The organism is Fuscibacter oryzae, assembly GCF_016765795.1.
GTDB classification, from domain to species: Bacteria; Pseudomonadota; Alphaproteobacteria; order Rhodobacterales; family Rhodobacteraceae; genus Fuscibacter; species Fuscibacter oryzae.
In genome coordinates, this window is record NZ_JAESVP010000013.1 from 13,417 (window position 1) to 31,762 (window position 18,346).

At 61.8% G+C, this 18,346-nt stretch carries 16 protein-coding genes; 12 read left to right on the forward strand and 4 right to left on the reverse strand.

The window, feature by feature from the left end:
- Positions 1 to 10: 10 nt before the first annotated feature.
- Positions 11 to 2,362 carry a heavy metal translocating P-type ATPase gene (locus tag JI744_RS18050; RefSeq protein ID WP_407927612.1) on the reverse strand — a complete coding sequence of 784 codons (2,352 nt, stop codon included), beginning with the start codon at positions 2,360 to 2,362 and terminating at the stop codon, positions 11 to 13.
- 528 nt (positions 2,363 to 2,890) lie between these two features.
- Between JI744_RS18050 and JI744_RS18055 the strand changes: the two genes are divergently transcribed.
- From JI744_RS18055 to JI744_RS18070, 4 genes are all read left to right on the forward strand, one after another.
- Positions 2,891 to 3,598, forward strand: coding sequence for a GntR family transcriptional regulator (locus JI744_RS18055; protein WP_202662575.1), 708 nt, complete (start codon positions 2,891 to 2,893; stop codon positions 3,596 to 3,598).
- A 114-nt stretch (positions 3,599 to 3,712) separates the two neighbouring features.
- The gene (locus JI744_RS18060; RefSeq protein ID WP_202662576.1) at positions 3,713 to 4,672 is read left to right on the forward strand and encodes a dihydrodipicolinate synthase family protein; all 960 of its coding nucleotides are present in this window, start codon (positions 3,713 to 3,715) and stop codon (positions 4,670 to 4,672) included.
- A gap of 2 nt (positions 4,673 to 4,674) precedes the next feature.
- Positions 4,675 to 5,910 carry an NAD(P)/FAD-dependent oxidoreductase gene (locus JI744_RS18065; RefSeq protein ID WP_202662577.1) on the forward strand — a complete coding sequence of 412 codons (1,236 nt, stop codon included), beginning with the start codon at positions 4,675 to 4,677 and terminating at the stop codon, positions 5,908 to 5,910.
- Positions 5,911 to 5,935: 25 nt separating this feature from the next.
- Positions 5,936 to 6,937 carry a 4-hydroxyproline epimerase gene (locus JI744_RS18070; RefSeq protein ID WP_202662578.1) on the forward strand — a complete coding sequence of 334 codons (1,002 nt, stop codon included), beginning with the start codon at positions 5,936 to 5,938 and terminating at the stop codon, positions 6,935 to 6,937.
- 372 nt (positions 6,938 to 7,309) lie between these two features.
- Here the strand turns inward: JI744_RS18070 and JI744_RS18075 are convergent, their stop codons facing one another.
- The gene (locus JI744_RS18075) at positions 7,310 to 8,425 is read right to left on the reverse strand and encodes a glycine cleavage T C-terminal barrel domain-containing protein (protein ID WP_202662579.1); all 1,116 of its coding nucleotides are present in this window, start codon (positions 8,423 to 8,425) and stop codon (positions 7,310 to 7,312) included.
- Positions 8,426 to 8,441: 16 nt separating this feature from the next.
- Complete coding sequence (locus JI744_RS18080) at positions 8,442 to 9,644, reverse strand: methionine gamma-lyase (RefSeq protein WP_202662580.1); 1,203 nt, start codon at positions 9,642 to 9,644, stop codon at positions 8,442 to 8,444.
- A 109-nt stretch (positions 9,645 to 9,753) separates the two neighbouring features.
- Here JI744_RS18080 and JI744_RS18085 point away from each other — a divergent pair, with 109 nt between their 5' ends.
- Together JI744_RS18085 and JI744_RS19365 are read left to right on the forward strand one after the other, a co-directional pair.
- Positions 9,754 to 10,212 carry an Lrp/AsnC family transcriptional regulator gene (locus JI744_RS18085; RefSeq protein WP_202662581.1) on the forward strand — a complete coding sequence of 153 codons (459 nt, stop codon included), beginning with the start codon at positions 9,754 to 9,756 and terminating at the stop codon, positions 10,210 to 10,212.
- Between the two features lie 18 nt (positions 10,213 to 10,230).
- Entirely contained in the window at positions 10,231 to 10,977 is a 747-nt protein-coding gene (locus tag JI744_RS19365; RefSeq protein ID WP_202662582.1) for an ATP-binding cassette domain-containing protein, read from the forward strand.
- Here the strand turns inward: JI744_RS19365 and JI744_RS18095 are convergent.
- On the reverse strand, positions 10,901 to 12,004 hold the full coding sequence (locus JI744_RS18095; protein ID WP_202662583.1) for an aminomethyltransferase family protein: 1,104 nt from the start codon (positions 12,002 to 12,004) through the stop codon (positions 10,901 to 10,903). The two genes, JI744_RS19365 and JI744_RS18095, sit on opposite strands and share 77 nt — an antisense overlap.
- Before the next feature lie 619 nt (positions 12,005 to 12,623).
- Between JI744_RS18095 and JI744_RS18100 the strand changes: the two genes are divergently transcribed.
- The 6 genes from JI744_RS18100 to JI744_RS18125 all read left to right on the forward strand — a co-directional run bounded on the left by JI744_RS18100 (position 12,624) and on the right by JI744_RS18125 (position 18,344).
- Entirely contained in the window at positions 12,624 to 13,310 is a 687-nt protein-coding gene (locus tag JI744_RS18100; protein ID WP_202662584.1) for a GntR family transcriptional regulator, read from the forward strand.
- Positions 13,307 to 14,299: a proline racemase family protein gene (locus JI744_RS18105; protein ID WP_202662585.1), complete on the forward strand. Its 993-nt coding sequence runs from the start codon at positions 13,307 to 13,309 to the stop codon at positions 14,297 to 14,299. Before JI744_RS18100 ends, JI744_RS18105 begins: the two co-directional genes overlap by 4 nt.
- 49 nt (positions 14,300 to 14,348) lie before the next feature.
- Entirely contained in the window at positions 14,349 to 15,185 is an 837-nt protein-coding gene (locus tag JI744_RS18110; protein ID WP_202662586.1) for a transporter substrate-binding domain-containing protein, read from the forward strand.
- Between the two features lie 87 nt (positions 15,186 to 15,272).
- Positions 15,273 to 15,929 carry an amino acid ABC transporter permease gene (locus JI744_RS18115; protein ID WP_202662587.1) on the forward strand — a complete coding sequence of 219 codons (657 nt, stop codon included), beginning with the start codon at positions 15,273 to 15,275 and terminating at the stop codon, positions 15,927 to 15,929.
- A complete protein-coding gene (locus JI744_RS18120; RefSeq protein ID WP_236019541.1) occupies positions 15,926 to 16,750 on the forward strand; it encodes an amino acid ABC transporter ATP-binding protein in 825 nt (274 codons plus the stop codon). Before JI744_RS18115 ends, JI744_RS18120 begins: the two co-directional genes overlap by 4 nt.
- A gap of 115 nt (positions 16,751 to 16,865) precedes the next feature.
- Positions 16,866 to 18,344 carry an aldehyde dehydrogenase family protein gene (locus tag JI744_RS18125; protein ID WP_202662588.1) on the forward strand — a complete coding sequence of 493 codons (1,479 nt, stop codon included), beginning with the start codon at positions 16,866 to 16,868 and terminating at the stop codon, positions 18,342 to 18,344.
- Positions 18,345 to 18,346 lie beyond the last annotated feature (2 nt).

Here is an 18,346-nt window from a genome sequence, read left to right on the forward strand (position 1 = left end):
CGTCAACCCCTCACAACTCGATCCGCTTGAGCCGCAGTGCGTTGGTGATCACCGAGACGGAGGACAGGCTCATCGCCGCTGCTGCGATCATGGGCGACAGCAAGATTCCGGTGAGGGGATAGAGCAGCCCTGCCGCGACCGGCACGCCAAGTGCATTGTAGGCGAAGGCGAAGAACAGGTTCTGCTTGATGTTGCGCAGGGTGGCGCGGGCCAGCCTGCGGGCGCGCACGATGCCCATGAGGTCGCCGCCCAGCAGGGTGATGCCGGCACTTTCCATCGCCACATCGGCCCCCGTGCCCATGGCGATGCCGACTTCGGCTGCGGCGAGCGCAGGCGCGTCGTTAACGCCATCGCCCGCCATCGCGATCTTGTGGCCTTCGCGGCGCAACTGGTCGATCAGATCCTTCTTGGCTTCGGGCAGGACACCTGCGCGAATCTCGTCGATTCCGAGCTTGTCCGCCACCGCCCGAGCCGTGCGTTCGTTATCGCCGGTTGCCATGATCACCCGCAGACCCTGCGCGTGCAGTTCCCGGATCGCTTGTGCGGTCGAGTCCTTGATCGGGTCAGCCACGGCCACGATCCCGGCAAGCGCGCCATTGACGGCGATGAACATCGCCGTCTTGCCGTCGACGCGCAGGATGTCGGCATTTGCTTCGGCGGCACCAGTGACGAGCCCCATCTCCCGCATCATTGCAGCGTTGCCGAGCGCTACCGTGCGTCCGCCGACTTGGCCGCGTACGCCCTTGCCGGTGACGGCCTCGAAGTCGGTCGCCTCCTGTCGCAGGGCGCCCTGCGCTTCCGCACCTTCGACGATCGCCTCGGCCAGCGGGTGTTCCGAACCGCGCTCAAGTGCGGCGGCCAGCGACAGGAGGTCGGTCTCGGTGACGTCCCCAAGCGCAACCGTATCGGTCAACTTCGGCTTGCCCATGGTCAAGGTGCCTGTCTTGTCCACGATGAGAGTATCGACACTTGCCATGCGCTCCAGCGCCTCTGCGTCCTTGATCAGCACGCCCGCCTGCGCGCCGCGCCCCGCCGCCGTGGTGATGGAGATTGGCGTCGCCAATCCCAGCGCGCAGGGACAGGCGATGATCAGCACCGATACGGCTGAGGCGACGGCGAAGACCAGCGCAGGTTCGGGGCCGACGGTCAGCCAGGCGACGAAGGCTATTGTGGCGATGGCCACCACCGTCAGCACGAACACCGCCGAAACACGGTCGGCCAGACCCTGGATCGGCGCGCGAGACCGCCGCGCGTTCGACACCATGGCCACGATCTGCGCCAGCACGGTATCGGACCCGACCTTGCCCGCCTCGATGACCAGAGAGCCGTTCTTGTTGATCGTGGCCCCGGTCACCGCATCGCCCGGACCCTTTTCGACCGGCATCGACTCGCCGGTCAGCATGCTCTCGTCGAGAGATGAGCGCCCCTCGATCACCGTGCCATCGACCGGGACCGCATCGCCGGGGCGGACGCGCAGCCTGTCGCCCTCCATGATGTTTTCGAGCGGCGCGTCGTACTCCGTGCCGTCCGGCAAGATGCGTCGGGCGGTCTTGGGCGCGAGGTCCAGAAGGGCACGGATCGCATCCCCGGTGCGTTCGCGTGCCCGCAGTTCCAGCACCTGGCCCACGAAGACCAACGCCACGATCACCACGGCCGCCTCGTAGTAGGTGCCGACGCCATGGCCCATCCGGTAGGCATCCGGAAACGCGCCAGGCAGGAAGGTCGCGACCAGCGAATAGAGATACGCCGCCCCTACGCCGAGGCTGATCAGCGTCCACATGTTGGGTGACCGGTTCCGCACCGAATCCCAGCCTCGCCGGAAGAATGGCAGGGCCGCCCATAGGATGATCGGCGTCGCCAGTACGAACTCGAGATAGCTTGCCGTCTGGTGACCGACCCAGTCGCGCACCGGCAGCGCCACCAGTTCGCCCATCGTCAGGATGACGAGAGGCGCCGCCGCCGCTGCCGATATCCACATCCGTCGCGTGAAGTCGGTCAGTTCCTCGCTCGGCTCGTCCGAGGGCACCATCGACTCCAGCGCCATGCCGCAGATCGGGCAACTACCCGGCGCATCGCGGACGATCTCCGGATGCATGGGGCAGGTGTACTGGACGTTGGCCGGGGCGGCTTTCTTGCGGCCCGCGGCGCGACCCGAGGCGTAGAACCACGGATCGGCCCGGAACTTCGTCTGACACTTGCCCGAACAGAAATGATAGTCCGACCCGTCGAAGGTTTCCGTGCGGGTCTCGGGCTTCAGCGTCACCGTCATGCCGCAGACAGGGTCGATCACCGTCGCGCCTGATCCCGGCGCCTCGTGGTGCGTCGGCATATCGTGGTCGCTGTGGGCGTCAATGGTGGGCATGGTCTTCTCCTTGCGCGGGCTCTGCTGCCTGAAGGCCAATGCTGAGCTTCGATTTCAATGTGCTCCCTCCCGTAACTGGAAGGTCAAGGGCAGATCGTACCGTGACTGGGAATTGCAAGACGAAGCCGGTCGGTTGTGCTCTTCGGCGTCACCGTCGGTTTGGCAGGTTGGTACATGGGCGTTGGCGGAGAGCCCCGGGTGAGGGATCGAAACATCGGGCGAACCAAATGCCCGCTACTGGAGATAAACAAAATCAATGACTTGATGTGGAGGAGGTTCGACGGCATACCCATCCCCTCCGCCACTATTTTCTCATTATACTATTGCTAATGCTATAATTAGCGACATTTCGTACCTAATCCCTCTCCCCATATGAAAACGCCCGACCGAAGCTGGGCGTTCACTAAGCCTTATGTGCCGATGCTTTCAATATCAGCACGCGTCTGCTCCTCAGAGATTTTCCTAATCTCGCCAATCTCGATTGTGCCGCCTGCTTTCGGCCCTTAGGTGTTTTCAAAAGGGGATCACATGATCGAAAAGACTGACCCAACCCCGCCCGAACGCAAGCGTGGCTCTGGCGTGCGCCTCGCCCACGAAGTGTTGCGCGACGAAATCCTTGACCTGACCCTGCGACCCGGCAGCCCGGTGGACGAGGTGACCCTGGCCGAACGCTTTGCCATGTCGCGCACCCCGATCCGTGAAGCTCTGGTCAAGCTGGAAGGGGAGGGGCTGGTCACCACCCTGCCCAACCGCACCACGGTCGTCGCGCAGATCGACTTTCCCAACCTGAACGCCTTTTTCGACGCGCTGACCCTGATGTACCGCGTTACCACCCGGCTGTCGGCACAGTTTCATAGCGATGCCGACATGGCCCGCATCCTCGCCTGTCAGGCGGTCTATGCTGACTCGGTCGCTGACGGGGATGAACTGGCGATGATCGCCCGTAACCGGGATTTCCACGTCGCCATCGCAGAATCCGGGCGCAACCCTTATTACACCCAATTGTTTGCGCGCCTTCTGGACGAAGGCCGCCGCATCCTGCGCTTGTATTACTACCCCAATTTCGAACCGCAGGCCCCCCATCCCTTTGTGCTGGAGCATGAGGCGATTATCGCCGCTATCGCCGCCCGCGACATTGCCCTGTGCGACCGTCTGGCCAAGGCCCATGCCGATCAGATCGTGTCCCAGATTCAAGCCATGATCGCCCGCGATCAACGTCAGGACATTCCCCTGTAGCTTTCGCGTCGCACCCCCAAATCCTGTGCTTCAGAATTTTGTCGACAAATAAAATGCAAAGTCTAAGATGGGCGCAACACCCCAGATTCGACCCATCATTCGCAGGAGGCATCCATGAACCCCGACATCTTCTCTGGCACGATCCCCGCCCTGATGACCCCCTGCAAGGCAGACCGCACGCCTGACTTCGACCGCCTTGTCGAAAAGGCGCAAGAGCTGGTCTCCCTTGGAATGTCGGCCGTGGTCTACTGCGGCTCCATGGGCGACTGGCCGCTGCTGACCAACGAGTGGCGGATGGAAGGGGTGGAACGTCTGGTGAAGGCCGGCATCAAGGTCGTCGTAGGCACGGGGGCGGTGAACACCGCCACAGCCGCCGCCATTGCCGCCCATGCCCAGAAGGTTGGCGCGCATGGCCTGATGGTGATCCCGCGCCTGCTGTCGCGCGGCACGGTTCCGGCGGCGCAAAAGGCGCATTTCAAGGCGGTCCTTTCAGCAGCACCCAACCTGCCCGCCGTGATCTACAACAGCCCCTATTATGGCTATTCCACCAAGGCCGACCTGTTCTCCCAGATCCGTGCCGAACATCCCAACCTTGTCGGCTTCAAGGAATTCGGCGGTTTTGAAGATCTGTCCTATGCGGGCGAGGCCATCACCAGCGGCAGCGACGACATCAAACTGATGATCGGCGTCGATACCGCTGTTTTCCATGGCTATGTGAACTGCAACGCCGATGGCGCGATCACCGGGATTGGCAACGTCTTCCCGCGCGAAGTGCTGCACCTGACCGCGCTCTGCAAGGCTGCCGTGGCGGGAGACGCCGAGGCGCGACGCCTGGCTTATGAACTCGACACCGCGATGCAGGTCTTGTCCAAGGTCGATGCCGGCCCCGATCTGGTCCTGTTCTTCAAACACATGCTCGTCCTGCAGGGGGACGCCTCCTTCCGCCTGCACTTCAACGAAAGCGATGCCCTTTCACCCAGCCAGCAGGGCTTTGTGGAAAAGCAGTTCGCGCTCTTCAATGCGTGGTACGCGGATTGGTCGCGCCAACCGCAGGCGCTGAAATACGCGGCCTAAACATGGCCGGTGTCATCGTCATCGGGGCGGGCGTCGTCGGGCTATCGGCGGCGCTTGCGGCGCAGGCGCGCGGACTTTCCGTTTCGGTGATCGACCGCGAAGGCCCGGCGGCAGGGGCTTCGGCAGGCAATGCCGGGGCCTTTGCCTTTACCGATATAATGCCGCTCGCCTCGCCGGGGATTCTGCGCAAGGCGCCGAAATGGCTGCTTGATCCCTTGGGTCCATTATCGGTGCCGCCGGCCTATGCCATGCAGATCGCGCCGTGGCTGTATCGGTTCTGGCGGGCCTGCACCCCGCGCGCCGTGGCCCGATCCACCCTTGCCCAGATTGCGATGATGGATCTGTCCAAGGCGGAACTGGAACCTTTCCTTGCCGCCACCGGCACGCTGCCAATGCTGGAAAAGCGGGGCAATTTGCAGGTCTACGAGGGTGAGGCCGAATTCAGGGCCTCGGCCGGGGGTTGGAAGGCGCGCGCCGATCACGGGATTGAATTCCACCATCTGACCGCCGCCGAAATGGCCGCGCTGCAACCCGGCCTTGCGCCGCGTTTCACCCATGGCACCTTCACGCCGGGCTGGTATTCCATCGCCGATCCGAAACACTACACACTCGCACTTGCCGACCTCTTTCGCGCGCAGGGCGGAGAAATCCTGCGGTCCGAGGTGACGGGCCTGCGCCCCGATGATCAGGGTGTGATCATCACCCGGGCATCCGGCGATCCAATTCGTGCTGACCGGGTGGTTCTGGCGGCGGGGGCCTTTTCGCACCGTATCGCACGGACCTTGGGCGAAAGGATTCCGCTGGAAACCGAGCGGGGCTACAACACCACCCTGCCGCCAGATGCCCTTGATCTGCGGATGCAGGTCACTTTCGGCGGCCATGGTTTCGTCATCAGCCGCCTGTCCACGGGCATCCGCATCGGTGGCGCGGTCGAACTGGGCGGCCTGTCCCTGCCGCCGAACTACAAACGATCCGACGCGATGCTGGCCAAGGCCAAGGCGTTTCTGCCCGATCTGAAAACCACGGGTGGGGTGCAGTGGATGGGTTTCCGCCCCTCCTTGCCCGACAGTCTGCCCGCAATCGGGCGGGCGCGCGATACGGCGCAGGTCATCTATGCCTTCGGTCACGGTCATCTTGGTCTGACGCAAAGCGCGGGCACTGCACGACTTGTGGCCGATCTATTGACAGACCGCGCGCCCGCGATCGACATCACCCCCTTCTCGCCGCAACGTTTCTAGCGTTTTTCCTGCAAAGGTTCCGATCATGGCCAGCTATACCTTCAACTGCATCGACGGGCACACCTGCGGCAATCCGGTGCGGCTGGTGTCCGGGGGTGGCCCGCGTCTGGACGGGGCCACGATGCTGGAACGCCGCGCGCATTTCCTGCGCGACTTCGACTGGATTCGCACCGGCCTGATGTTCGAACCGCGCGGCCATGACATGATGTCGGGCAGCATTCTTTACCCGCCCACGCGCCCCGATTGCGATGTGGCTGTGCTGTTCATCGAAACCTCGGGCTGTCTGCCGATGTGCGGCCACGGCACCATTGGCACCATCACCATGGCCATCGAGAATGGCCTGATCACCCCGCGCGAACCTGGCAAGCTGTCTATCGATGCGCCTGCGGGCAAGGTGGACATCACCTATGTCCAGAACGGTCGCTTCGTTGACGAGGTGCGCCTTACCAACGTCCCAGGCTTCCTGCATGCCGAAGGCCTGACCGCCAACGTCGAAGGCCTGGGCGAGGTGGTGGTGGACGTGGCCTATGGCGGCAATTTCTATGCCATAGTCGAGCCACAAAAGGTCTTCCGCGACATGGCGGACCATACGGCAGGCGAGTTGATCGGCTGGTCGCCGAAACTGCGCGCCGCGCTGAATGCGAAATACGATTTCACCCACCCCGAACATCCCGCGATCAGTGGGCTGTCGCATATCCTGTGGACCGGCCAGCCCACGGTGCCCGGTGCGCATGCACGCAATGCGGTGTTCTATGGTGACAAGGCCATCGACCGCAGCCCCTGTGGCACCGGCACCTCCGCCCGCATGGCCCAACTGGCCGCCAAGGGCAAACTGGCGGTGGGGGACGAGTTCGTGCATGAATCCATCATCGGCAGCCTGTTCAAGGGCAGGGTAGAGGCCGCGACCACTGTCGCAGGTCGCCCTGCGATCATCCCCTCCATTGCGGGCTGGGCGCGCATGACGGGCTACAACACCATCTTCATCGATGACCGCGACCCCTTCGCGCATGGCTTTGTCGTGAAATGACTTTGCACTGGCAAAGCATTCAGGCCTGGGTCGCTGAAGGCCGGATTCTTGCCAGTGCTGCGCCTTCAGCTTCTAGGGTGGTGTCGATCCGGCCATGGGTCTGGTAGTGACATATCTCACCCGCTGCACTGCATGTCGCCGCCTTAAGCCATCATGGATGTTACATTTCAGCCATGGCAGGCCCTGCATCGGGTTGGCCGCACTTATCGACCGCGGCCCATGACGATCTCGCAGACGGTCTGCGCCGGCGCCACCGACATTCGAGCCGTGCTGACCAGATCCACTTGATACCAAAGGTGCGGAGGAGCCCAGACGTGCCGTTTGGGCCGAGTTTCACGAGCCCCGCAGGTTGCTTTGGATCGGGAAGCCGGATCAGGGTTTGAAAGGCAGCGGGGTGGGGCGCAGACCGGCCGCACCATCGGGCAAGGCGATGCTAAGCCCCGACGTCTCGTCGCCCAGATCGGCCCGCAAGAGTCCAACCGCGATGGATCGGCCAAGCCGCGGAGAATAGAGCAACTCGCTGACCACCCCGACCGCCTCGCCGCCCAGATGCACCGGCATCGGATGGCCGGGAAAGGCAGGCTTGCCTTCGACCCAATAGCCGGTGCGGCGGCGCGTCAGGCCACGGGCGGCCTTGGTCCGCAGGGCCGCGCGGCCTACATAGTCATCCTCGCGGGTCAGGTCGACCAAAGCGCCCATGCCCATTTCGAACGGATCGGCCGGAAGAACCTGCCAGCGCATGTCGGAACCGTAAGAGATCAGCCCGCTTTCCACCCGCTCTATATCATTGGGCGCGCCCGGCCCGATGCCAAAGGGCACCCCTACGGCGGCCACCCGGTTCCAGAGCGCGTTGCCGTGGCTACCGTCGGTCAGGTAAAGTTCGAACCCGCCCTGTTTCGACCAGCCCGACCGCGCCAGCACCAGGGGAATGTCGTCAAGTACGGTTTCGCGGAAGCCGAAATAGCGCAGATCACGCACCCAATCGCCGAACAGTGCCACCGTGACCGCTTCGGCCAGCGGGCCTTGGATCGCAAGGGGGGCGACGTCAGGCTCGGTCACCCGTGCCTGCCAGCCGCGTTCCTGCGCGATGGCCTGACACCACAGGTGCAGATCGCTGTCGGCCACCGAAAGCCAGAAGCGGTCATCTGCCAGTTTCAGAAGCACTGGATCGTTGATGATCCAGCCGTCATGATCGCAGATCGGCACATAGCGGCCCTGACCTACACGGGTGCTGCCAAGGTTGCGCGGGGTGATGTATTGCACCAGACGCGCCGCATCGGGGCCGGTGATTTCGACCTGGCGCTGCGCTGCCACGTCCCACATCGCCACCCCGGTCATCAAGCGCTGATACTCGGCCTCTGGATCGCCGAAATGCGCAGGAATCAGCATGTGGTTGTAGACCGAAAAGCTTTTGACCCCGGCGCGCAGCGTGGCGTCAAAGTAGGGAGATTTGCGGAGGTTCGCGCCGATGGCGAAGTCGAATGTCATAAAGAGGATCCTTTGTTCAGGCGGCTTCGGCGTTGTGGGCGGCAAGGGCTGCCATCAGATCACCAAGGATATCTTCCACACCTTCCAGCCCGACTGACAAGCGCACAAGCCCCTCGGCGATGCCATGGGCGGCGCGTTCCTCTGGGGTATAGGTGGAATGCGTCATCGAAGCGGGGTGCTGGATCAGGCTTTCGGCATCGCCAAGGCTGACCGCACGTTGAACAAGCCGCAGACGGTTCATCATCGCGATGCCGCCCGCCTTGCCGCCAACCACCTCAAACGGGATCATGCCGCCAAACGCAGTCATCTGGCGGCGGGCAAGGGTGGCCTGCGAAAAGCTCTCAAGACCAGGATAATGCACGCATTTCACCGCCGGATGCGCCTCTAGCGCGCGGGCCACTGTAAGGGCAGCGGCGGAATGTGCCCGTACCCGCAGGTCAAGCGTCTTGATGCCGCGCAGGATCAGCATGGCGGTCAGGGGCGACATCACCGCCCCGGTCATGTCCTTGATGCCGACCAGTCGGATTTGCTGAATATCCTCGGCGCGGCCCGCTACCAGACCGGCGATCACATCGCCATGACCGCTGAGATATTTGGTCGCCGAATGCACGACGATATCGGCTCCATGTTCGATGGGCCGCGTCAGAACTGGCGTGGCATAGGTGTTGTCCACCACCACCTTTGCGCCGTGGTGATGAGCGATTTCGCTGATCGCGGCGATGTCCACCAGCCGGTTGTTCGGGTTGGCGGGGGTTTCGAAATAGACGATCCGAGTTTTCGGCCCGATCACCGCAACCAGATTGCCCGGATCGGACAGGTCTACAGGGCGTACCGTGACACCAAAGCGCGGCAAGCCATGGGTCAGGAAGGCAAAGGTGCAGCCGTAAAGCGTCTTGTCCAGGATCACCTCGTCCCCGGCCTGCAGGAATGTCCAGAGCGTGGAGGCGATCGCGCCCATGCCCGAGGCGGCGCAAAGACCGGCCTCGGCACCTTCGAGATTGGCAATGCGCTTTTCCAGCGCGTCAAGCGTCGGATTCGAAATTCGGCTGTAGAAATGCCCCTCGGACGCGCCGGCAAACATCGCCCCACCCGCCTCGGCAGTCTCGAAGGTGAAGGTGGAGGACAGATAGACCGGCGGGTTCAGTGCTCCCTGATGATCGCGGGCATCATGGCCATGGTGAATGGCGCGGGTGGCAAAACTGGCTGCGGTATGGCGCATCGGGGGCTCCTGCTGATGGGCCGATGATGCGCCGGTGCCTTTGGCATTTGGTTGCTATTTATGCCAAGAAATCCATATGATTTGGCATATAATTCCAGGGAGTGCCGATATGGACGACAAGGATCGCCAGATTGTTCGGGCATTGCAACGCAATGGTCGCGCAACGAATCTTGAAATTGCCGCCGCTGTGAACCTGTCGCCCTCACCGTGTCTGCGCCGCATCCGTCTTTTGGAGGAGAGCGGCGCGATCCAGGGCTATCGCGCGATGGCAGACCAGCGTGCCTATGGCCTGCCTGTGACCGTCTTTATCCGAATAAGGCTGGAACGTCACAGCGCCGAGACCGTTGCGCTGTTCGAGGCGCGGATACGGGCGCTGGATGAGGTGTTGGAATGCCTGCTGATGACCGGCCCAGCCGACTATCTTCTTCGTGTCGTTGTGGCGGGGCTAGAGGCCTATGAAGCCTTCATCCGCAACCGTATCCACCCGATTGATGGCATTGCCTCGATCGATTCGAGCTTTGTCTATGGCACGATCAAGAACACCGGGGTGTTTCCAGCCAATCTGTGAGGATTGCGCCAGCAAAAGATGGACGTATTCCAAGAAAAAGAAAAATGCGCTCCATTATCGAACAACCACGTCATCGGGCCGCCGGACATCAACGTCGATGTGCAGGCCTATGAAATTACAGTCATAACGGGTTTGTCTGGTTCGGGCAAAAGCACTCTGCTTAGCCACCTTAATGGCCTTATCGAGCCGACAGCGGGCGCAGTCATGCTGGGTGAGCAGGATGCAGCGGGGTATTGGTGCCACGGTCACCCCCGCCTGAACGACGGCGTCTGGATCGCCGCGCCCTGTATCGACGGACCTAAAGGTGCGGAAAACAGCTTGCAGGAGACGGGCGCGGACAGAACGCCGGTTCTTCATGGCCAGTCCGTTGGGCACATAGTGGACCTTTGGGGGCACTTGCGCCTGTCGTTCCGGGTCATCGGTCATAAAGGCAGTGTCAGTAGAACCATTTTGCGGCGGGGCAGGGCAGGGTGGGCCAATAGGTTTTATGGGCGCCCTCCCGTCCGCCAATTCAAGGCCAGCGACGAGATTATTCGCCTTGCAGTGATGCTCTACATCCGGCTCCCGCTGTTGCCACGCGCCATGGAAGGCCTGCTGCACCAGCGTGATCGCTCTCGCCTCCAGCATGATCCGCTGGTGCATGTAACGCGGCCAACTGCCGGTCGATCCAAAGATGGATGCCCATCCCCTATGCCCGTAAACGCAGGCCGTCGGGATCGAAGAACGCCTTGCGCGCCACTGTCGCGGGCTGACCCAGAACGCTGACTTCAGCGCCCTCTATGGCAAATTCCTTTTGAATATGAGCGCTTGCCAGGACTGCGCCGACCGAATGGCCATGGTCGGAATAGGTGACATGACCGATCTGGTGACCTTGGGCCATCACGGGTGTCAAGTCCGGCGCAGGGCTGTCGCCCGTCAGTTTCAACCCGACCCATGCGGTTTTTACACCCCCGTCGCGCGCCCGTAACAGCGCCTCACGTCCGATGAAATCGCCCTTGTCGAATTTGATGAACGCATCAGTGCCGACATGAAAAGGGGTGAGGCTTTCATCCATGTCGATGCCATGCGCGGGGTAAAGCTTTTCCAGACCCAGCGTGAACATTGCCTTGACGCCATAGGGGCGCAACCCATGGGCGCCACCAGCATGGAACAGGGCATTCCAGACGCCTGCCGCCTCATCAGAGGGCACGAAAAGCTCAAACCCCAGTTCTCCGGTGACGCCGGTGCGCGAAATCATGACGCGGGTGCCGTCCAGATGGCCATGGGCGAACGTCCAGCGTTTCAGGGCTGTCAGATCGGCATCCTCGATCAGGCCTTGAAGCAGCGCGCGAGAGTTCGGCCCCTGAATCGTCGGGAAAGCCAGCGCTGCGGTGATGTCCGTTACATAGGCGCGCCGGCCCGTGGCATTGTGCATCGCCCAGTCGCGGATCTTCAGGCGGTTGCGCGAACCAGATACGATCAGGAAGTGTTCAGACCCAAGCCGGAACACCGTCAGGTCATCCATGATGCCACCATCGGGTGCGCAAACGCTGGCATAGTGCGCCTGGCCGGGGACCATGCGGGCGGCATCGTTGACAATCAGATGATTGACCAAGGCCTCGGCCTCCGGGCCTTTGATGTCGATTTTTCCCATCGTAGACAAGTCTTGCACCCCGACACGAGCGCGGGTGTTCAGATGTTCGCTTGCCACATCGCCATAGGTGAGAGCATTCAGAAACCCGCCCCCAACGGGCCCCATCTGGGCGCCCATGGCAGAGGCGAGGGCGTGAAAGGGCGTACGGCGCAGTGGCATGGCATTCTCCTTTTTCGCTCAGAGTGTCATGACAGCCGAAGTTTTCATCCGTGAGGACGACGCGGGCGGGTCGCAAAGAGCGCAGGCCTTCCAGCAATGGAATATGCGTAATAGGGCTATGCAGTATCGATACTGACCCTGCGGTGCATGCCGTGGCGCCCACGCACCTTTCGGCGGCGCGTCATCTCCAATGCCGCAGCGCCTGCAAGCGGAACTTGGGCCGTCCCTTATAGCTTCTGTCTCAATGGGTCCATTGCGGAACAGGGCGGAGGCGATGGCCGCATTCGGCCGTCAGCGCAGAGACTCGGAACATGCCTACCGCCTGGTGCTGCGATTGGTGGCGACATAGCGCCGTAAGAGTTCTGACCGGGGCAATACCGGCCCTTGGCGCTCTTCGTGTTCAGCCTGCAAACCGAACACAGACGCACCTTTGAACCGAGGGATGTGACGCCATGAGGTTGCAAGCCCCCGCAACACAATGTTTCTTCTTGTGGATTGGTCGGACATCCGTGCCATTCAACATTGGTTTGACTGCATCGATAGGGACAAGCGGTGTCGATCAGTGCACTGGCAAAAAAGAGAGGCTTGCATTGTATACAATACACAGTATGGTGAATTCATGATTATCGGGCAAACCAATAAGCTTTCAGCGGGAATCACGGACAACCTTGTTGCCGTGCTGGAGGAGGCGATTGTCTTTCTTGAATTGGCCCCGAATGAGCGGCTGACCGAGGAAGAGGTGGCGGAACGCTATGGCGTCAGCCGCTCGCCCGTCCGCGACGCCATGCGCTCGCTGGAGCGTGAGGGTCTGGTTCTGCGAGAAGCACGCAAGGGCATCTGGGTCACGCCAATGTCATTGCGCGACTTTGACGAGATTTATCGCTGCCGCATTGCGCTTGAGGCGATTGCGGCAGAACAGGCGGCCCGGTCCACCAATGCCAAGCTCAAGCAGCAGCTTTGGCTGGTGCTTGAGGAGATGAAGCGCGCGAGAGAGGCGGGGGACGCCCGCCGGTTCTTTGCCCATGACGTGCGCGGGTCAGAGCTGATCTATGAAATCGCCGATGACCAGACCCTGCGCCGCCTGCTGAAAGGTTTGGAAAAGCAGGCTTTGCGCTATCGCTATCATCTTTATCGCCGCAACCAGAGTGTGGTGGATCTGTCGCTGGATGATACGGCACGCATCTTTGAGGCCATCACCGAAGGTGATGCAGACAAGTCCTTCAAGTTGCAGCGTGATCTGATTCACCGCATCTGGCACGAAACGCGCGACGAAATTCGCAGCGAATTCGGAGAGGGGCGGCCATGACCCGGCTAGAGGCGGCATTCCCCTATATCGACACCCATACTGCCGGTCATCCGACGCGGGCGATCCTTGGGGGGGTGCCACCTCTGCGCGGGCGCAGCGTTCTGGAAAAGCGGCAGGATTTCGAGGCGCGGTTCGATCATCTGCGTTCGGCCCTGCTGCATGAACCGCGCGGCCATGCCGCGATGGTCGGGCTGATCCCGGTTCCATCCGAGGTGGCCGATTTCGGGGCCATCTTCATATCTTCCTATGTTTATCTGGGGATGTGCGGACACGGCACCATCGGCTTTGCCCGCACGCTGGCCCATACCGGCGCGATTTCCGCAAAGACCTGCAACAGCTTTACGCTGGAAACGCCCGCGGGCGTTGTGGATGTTCAACTGGAATGGGATGACGCGGGCGAATTGCGCAGCGTGTCGCTGAAAAACGTGCCCGCCTATATGGGGCTGGCAGGTTTCGAGGTTGAGGTTGAGGGCCCTGGCCTGATCCGCACCGACATTCTTTACAGCGGCATGTGGTATGCGATGGTTCCCGCCGCCCCGCTTGGCCTGTCGCTGGAACCGGACAATGTTTCGGCCTGCCTGGCACTTGGCTGGAAGATCAAGCAAGCCATCGCCAAGGCGACTGAAGGCCTGCCCGAACTGCGTGGCCTGCCTGCGCCCAGCGTGCTGTTTCACAGTGATCTGGTTCAGGGCAGCTCTCGTCAGTTGCTGGTTCTTGCGCCTAACAAATACGACCGTTCACCCTGTGGCACCGGAACCTGCGCCCGCATGGCCCAGCTTTTGATGCAGGGCGAACTGACCGAAGACGCGACCTATCGCGCCGAAAACATCTTCGGCGTGCCTTTCACCGCCACACTTGCCGGCAAGAGCAAGGTGCAAGGCACGACGGGATACAGCGTTGTTGTCCGGGGAGAAGCCTTTCTCACCTCTCAGGGCACACTCTACCTCGAAAAGGGTGATCCGCTTTCCGGGGGGTTCCTGGGCCGGTGACAACGGCCTGAAAAATCTACCAAAACACAAGATCAGGGAGATCTGAACCATGTCTTTCTTCGGAAATATCCTCCGGGCACTCGCCTTGGGGGCCGGGGTAGCTGTTGCCGCCCAAACCGCAGTTGCCCAAGACAACCCCTCGGCTGTTCTGGACGAAATCCGCGCCAGCGGAGAGTTGAAAATCCCGGTGATGATCGGTGAGGAGCCGGGCTATATCAAAGATCCGGCCACGGGCGCCTGGTCGGGCTTTTACGTTGATTTCCTGACCGATCTGGCCACGCAACTGGGCGTCAAGGTCACCCCGGTCGAAACCACCTGGGGCAACCTGGCGGCAGACTTTCAGTCGAACAAGATCGACATCGCCATCGGCGTGAACCCCAACCCCAAGCGCGGCCTTGTGGTTGATTACCTGTGGGAACCGCTGTTCACCGATGCCTGGGCCGTTCTGACGCCTGCGGGTAAGCCTGTCGCAACCTGGGCCGAACTGAACACCCCGGAAAAGACCGTTGTGGTGCAGAAGGGTTCCACCATGCAGATCGTGGCCGAGGCGCTGCTACCCAAGGCTACGCTGACCGTGGTCGAAGACCGCAACCTTGCAATCATGGAGTTGCAGGCCGGTCGCGCCGATGCGATGATCCAGTCGGTCTTTGACGTGCTGCAAATCGCCAAGAACGTCGGGGGTGAGGTGTCGGTGCCGGAACCCATGCTGCGCAACCCGGCCACGCTGGCCGTTGCACGCAAGCCGGGCAATGCGGGCTACATCAACTTCCTGACCAACTGGGTGCAGCAGCAACGCTCGCTGGGTCTGGCGCAGGGCCGTCTGGCAAAGTCATGGGAAGACCGTGGCATTGATCTGTCGATCCTGCCCGACAACTTCAGCTTCTGACCCCTATCCTGATCGGTCGGGGGCAACCCCGGCCGATCCTTGGGCCAAGGCCCGAACCCTTTGTCAAACCAGCCTGGAGACGCGCGCTTGTTCGATTTTTCCGTCATAACGCAGAACTGGCCCCTGTTCTGGAACGGGCTGCTGGTCACGCTGCTGTATTCCGCCCTTTCGATTGCTGCGGGGCTGGTGATCGGCCTTGTGATCGGCCTGATCCAGTTGACGGGCTCCAGAACGCTGGCGCTTCTGGGCAGGGTCTATGTGGAAATCTTCCGCAACATCCCGCTTTTGGTGATCCTTTTGTGGATCTACTACGCCTTCCCGATCTTTGCCGGGTTGTCGGTTACGAAATTCTGGGCCGGGTTTGCGGGCCTAAGCCTGTATGCCGGGGCGTTCTATGCCGAGATCCTGCGCGCAGGCGTGCAGTCGATCGACAAGGGGCAAAGCGATGCCTCGACCGCACTTGGAATGACCTATGGCCAACGGATGCGCCGCATCATCCTGCCGCAAGCCTTTCGCCGGATGATCCCGCCCCTTGCCGGGCAGTCGATCATCCAGATCAAGAACACCACGCTGATGTCGATGATCACGGTGCCTGACCTTCTGTATCAGGCCAGCTATGTCAGCTCGTTCACCTATCGCCCGATGGAGGTTTATACCATGGTCGGGTTCATGTTCCTTGTCCTGCTGGTGCCGCTGACCCTGTTGTCGCGCAAGTTGGAGAAAGTATCGGAGCGCATGAAATGACCCATGTTTCCAACACCTCTGCGCCCCTGCTGAAGATTGAAGCGCTGCGGCTGACCTTTGGCCAGCGGGACGTTCTGAAAGGCGTTGACCTTACAGTGAACAAAGGCGAGGTGGTCGTGCTGATCGGCGCCTCCGGTTCCGGCAAGACATCGCTTCTGCGCTGCATCAACCTGCTGAACATGCCCAGCCACGGCCGCATCACCATTGATGGCGAGGCGATTTATGAGGCCGACACCAAGGCGCGCGACGGCAATGACGTTCCCGCCAAAACCGTGAACCGCATCCGGTCGCGCACGGGCATGGTGTTTCAGCAGTTCAACCTGTTTCCCCATATGACGGCGCTGGAAAACGTCATGGAAGGGCCTATCACCGTCAAAAAAGCCGATAAGGAGGCGACCCGCAAAGAGGCGCTGGACCTTTTGGCGCAGATGGGTCTGCAAGAGCATGTGGGCAAATACCCCCGGCAGCTTTCTGGGGGCCAGCAGCAGCGTGTTGCCATTGCCCGCGCCTGCGCCATGCACCCGCAGGTCATGCTGTTTGATGAACCGACCTCGGCGCTGGATCCCGAACTGGTGGGCGAGGTGATGAAGGCCATGGTCGATCTGGCGCGCAGCGGCATGACCATGGTGATCGTCACGCACGAGCTGGGCTTTGCGTTCGAAGTTGCCGACCGGGTGATCTTTCTGGACGAAGGCACGATTGCCGAGGACGGGCCGCCGAATGAAATCCTGCTGCGGCCGACCCACCCCCGGCTGAAAAGTTTCGTTGGGCGTTTCCACGAAACAGCCGACCTGCTGCGCCCCTTCCTCGAAAGTTCTTAAGGCGCGGGCCCGCCCGCCCTTTGCCACCCAACCGAAATCACGACACGCGGCCAAGAAAGACCACTGGCCCGCGAACGGTGCCTTCTGCGCACCAACAGACGAAAGGACGCCGCCCATGACCCTCAGCTTCAACCCCGATAGCGTGCCGGTCCCCTCCGGCCATCACATCGGTGGCAGGTTCGTCGATCTTCCGGGCGAAGAGATCGCCGTGCTGCGCCCCTCGGATGAAAAGCCGATGGGGCAGATCACCGATGGCGGAGCGGTGGCTGTGGATATGGCCGTGGTTGCGGCGAAAAAAGCGTTGGCCGAAACCGGCTGGGCCAGAATGAACCCGCGTGACCGGGCCAAGGTGCTGTTCCGCTTTGCCGAAAAGATCGAGGAAAAGGCCATATATCTTGGCCGGTTAGAGGCGATGGGCTCCAGCCGCCTGATTTCGGGCACCGTTACCGGGGATGCCGTGCGGACCGCAGGCGTGGTGCGTTACTTCGCCGAATATTGCGACAAGCTGGAAGGCATCGTCACCGCCACCAAGGCCGACACCCTCAGCTATACCCGCCGCGAACCTTATGGCATCGCCGGGGCCATCGTGCCATGGAATTTCCCGATGATCACGGCAGCGTGGAAGTTTGCCCCCGCACTGGCGGCGGGCAATGCCGTGATCATGAAAACCTCAGAGTTGACGCCCCACAGCCTGCTGGCCCTGGCGGAATGCGCGGCAGAGGCCGGTTTGCCCGGCGGGCTGTTCAACGTGATCAACGGCTGGGGCCATACGACCGGGGCGGCGATTGTCGCGCACCCGGCCATCGGCATTGTTTCCTTCACCGGATCGACAAAGACCGGGGCGGCGATCATGTCGCTGGCCGCGAATTCGGGCATCAAACCGGTGGTTCTGGAACTGGGCGGCAAAAGCCCGCAGATCGTGACCCACGATCCCGGCGATATGGAGACGGTGGCAACCCGTGTGGCGACCGCCTTCATGGCCAATGCCGGGCAGGTCTGTACGCTGGCCTCGCGCCTGATTGTGCAGCGGTCGGTGGCGGATGAACTGGTTGAACGGGTGCTGGCCAAGGCCAGGGTGATCAAGCCCGGCCCGACCTGGGATGAGACGACCACCTTCGCGCCCATCATCTCGGCCACGCAATTCAACCGGATCGACGCCATGGTGCAGCAGACGGTGCAGCAGGGGGCAGAGGTGCTGACCGGCGGCCAGCGCCTTGAGGGGCCGAACGCCGGCAACTTCTATGCACCGACCGTGCTGGCCAATGTCAGCCGCGACAATCTGGGTTTTACCGATGAATTCTTTGGCCCGGTCATGAACGTGACCACCTTTGACGACATCGAGGAGGCCATCGCCGAGGCGCAGCACCCGACCTATGGCCTTGCCGCCTCGGTTCACACGCAGGATCTGAAAGTGGCGCTGAAGGTGGCGGATGCGGTCGAGGCCGGGATGGTCTGGGTTAACCAGCATGGCCGCGACCCGGAGTTCACCTATGCCGCAGGCGGCTGGAAAGGCGCGGGCTTTGGCAAGGACATGGGCCGCGCCGGGATCGAAGAATTCACGCGGCAAAAGGCCGTTTGGATCAACTACAACTAAGG